We start from the raw sequence: 1796 nt of genomic DNA, 5'->3' as shown, positions 1-1796 counted from the left end.
CCGCCCGCAGCAGGACTATCCCGCCGCTACCGTGGTCGAATATTGCTCCGCCGTTCTCACCCATGCGGGCTATGAGAACAAAACAAGGCCAAGAGCGCAAGAGGGGGTGACCATCAGCGCTGTGGATAAGCCTGTGGATAAATATCCATATGGAATATCGATCAGAGATTACCCGCCGCCACCACCGTAAGGGTGGTCACTACCACGTCCGCTATCTCGACCTGCGCAACCTGCATCCGATCGACCGTAGGCGGCTTGAATGGGCTGCATGGGCCGATCCCGACTTACAGTTGGCCGTAGAGCGCACCCGCGCCGATCTGATCGCCAATGGGTGGTCGTGATGATCCATCACAGAAAACAGGCGTCGCAGTCATATACGTTTAACGACATATTTGAGGTTAGTGATGCGCGACCAGCTACCGCATCTGACTTTTGCATCTTCGCAGATAGTCCACACGTCCAACTTTTGATGGACGACTATTATGACGAAGAAGACGACAAAATCATCCGCATCCATCCAACCACTGGCGCTACCCTGACGCGCGACATTCGACCGTTGACCATCGCTGGCCAGATCATCCAAGTTCAGGGCTGGTATCCCGCAGACGATGGTGACGCGATATTTGAGGCCGATGGTCTGGCCGTGATCGCGAAGGCGCAGAATGAGGCGCTACAGCGCCTTGCAGAGGCTACGGGGACGACGGTGGATAGGTTGACGCGCGATCAGCGGCGCAGTGCTCTGACGATGCCATAAAAAAGGGCGGGGAAATCCCCGCCCTCGTTTACAATGGCACGCCAACCGCTTCGACCACTTCACTGCTCACTTCGCTGATCGCGTAGCGATAGTGATTCTCGTCTTTTCTGCGTATCATATTGCGTAGCACACGCCCCGCCGAACCGAGTGCATCCGCCCGATCTTGCCCGAACCCCTCTACGGTTTCGTGACTGCCATCGTTCATCAGCATTACGATTTGCCAAGCGTAGCCATGCCAGCGCTTCGTTTTCTTGATTCGAATCTTGCGACCGTTTGAAAAGACAGCCGTGTATGATTTCAGCCTGCCTTGATTGTCAGGCGACCGCGCCGCTTTTTTTTTACGACTGTTGCCCCGACTTCATCGCCAGCAGCAGCCGCCAATTCCGCGTCCAGTTCGCCAGCCTCTACCCCAGCTTTCAATGCTTCGTAAAAGTCGCCCAGACGCTCCGCAGGCACCACAACATGCTCCTGACCGGTCAACTGCACGATGCTGCGGCCAAGGCGCAGGGAGGCGCGTGCAACGTCTGCCTTAACCTTATACAGCGACATACGCGATGGCTCCGCGCCTGCCGTGATGCTGGCCAGTGCGCCGTCGATTGCCTTAACGGCTTTCGCGCGACGGTCCATCACGGGATCGGTTTTAGGTTTACCAGCGTTCGCCCAAGCGTCTGGTTCGTTGATGATAAGCGACTGCCAACCTGATTTTGCCACGTCATTTCCTCCTGCGATAGTTCGTGAAACGACGTGTCACTTCGAAGTGGTATGGTTGTCAAGCCTCATTACGCGATATGGCTGCACCTTTTGATGACAAGACGGGTGCAAGGATGGTCGGCAATGGTTCGCCAGCAGGCCAACGATAGGCGACTGCACGGTTGCGTTCTATCCATGTTTCATTGACCGCATTGGACTGATTGCCGCCAAGAACGCGCAGCAGCCTACCATCTACGGACAGTCCGGTGATCAGTCCTACGTGGCCACCTCCGGGGCGCTGGAAGCGCGCTACAGCGCCAAGATATGGTTTGCTGACCTTGACACCCCAAGC

5 protein-coding genes and 1 pseudogene are annotated in these 1796 nt (G+C 56.4%); 3 read left to right on the top strand and 3 right to left on the bottom strand.

Features of this window, described 5'->3' with window-relative positions:
* From IL54_RS25325 to IL54_RS07045, 3 genes are all read left to right on the top strand, one after another.
* Window positions 1-190, top strand: a 190-nt coding sequence (locus IL54_RS25325; protein ID WP_237748807.1) for a hypothetical protein, incomplete at its 5' end; no start/stop codon positions are given.
* A complete protein-coding gene (locus tag IL54_RS24030; protein ID WP_156106163.1) occupies window positions 150-341 on the top strand; it encodes a hypothetical protein in 192 nt (63 codons plus the stop codon). The genes IL54_RS25325 and IL54_RS24030, both read left to right, overlap by 41 nt.
* Window positions 341-754 (top strand): hypothetical protein, encoded by a 414-nt coding sequence (locus tag IL54_RS07045; protein ID WP_156106161.1) that lies wholly within the window; start codon window positions 341-343, stop codon window positions 752-754. Before IL54_RS24030 ends, IL54_RS07045 begins: the two co-directional genes overlap by 1 nt.
* A 28-nt stretch (window positions 755-782) precedes the next feature.
* Here the strand turns inward: IL54_RS07045 and IL54_RS07040 are convergent, their stop codons facing one another.
* The 3 genes and pseudogenes from IL54_RS07040 to IL54_RS25320 all read right to left on the bottom strand — a co-directional run.
* Window positions 783-965, bottom strand: a complete 183-nt coding sequence (locus tag IL54_RS07040) for a hypothetical protein (RefSeq protein ID WP_037474304.1) — start codon at window positions 963-965, stop codon at window positions 783-785.
* A gap of 86 nt (window positions 966-1051) precedes the next feature.
* The gene (locus tag IL54_RS07035) at window positions 1052-1465 is read right to left on the bottom strand and encodes a hypothetical protein (protein ID WP_156106159.1); all 414 of its coding nucleotides are present in this window, start codon (window positions 1463-1465) and stop codon (window positions 1052-1054) included.
* Window positions 1466-1523: 58 nt separating this feature from the next.
* A pseudogene (locus IL54_RS25320) lies at window positions 1524-1796 on the bottom strand (hypothetical protein); the annotation flags it as partial.

Origin of the sequence: Sphingobium sp. ba1, from assembly GCF_000743655.1 — a bacterium.
In the GTDB taxonomy this organism is placed as follows: Bacteria; Pseudomonadota; Alphaproteobacteria; order Sphingomonadales; family Sphingomonadaceae; genus Sphingobium.
Note: the sequence above shows the minus strand (reverse complement) of the source record. Positions and strands in the feature narration are given on the sequence as shown.

Coding starts and splice junctions, on each gene's coding strand:
- IL54_RS07040 (WP_037474304.1), bottom strand. CDS start 965: ATGCTGATGAACGATGGCAGTCACGAAACCGTAGAGGGGTTCGGGCAA.
- IL54_RS24030 (WP_156106163.1), top strand. CDS start 150: ATGGAATATCGATCAGAGATTACCCGCCGCCACCACCGTAAGGGTGGT.
- IL54_RS07045 (WP_156106161.1), top strand. CDS start 341: ATGATCCATCACAGAAAACAGGCGTCGCAGTCATATACGTTTAACGAC.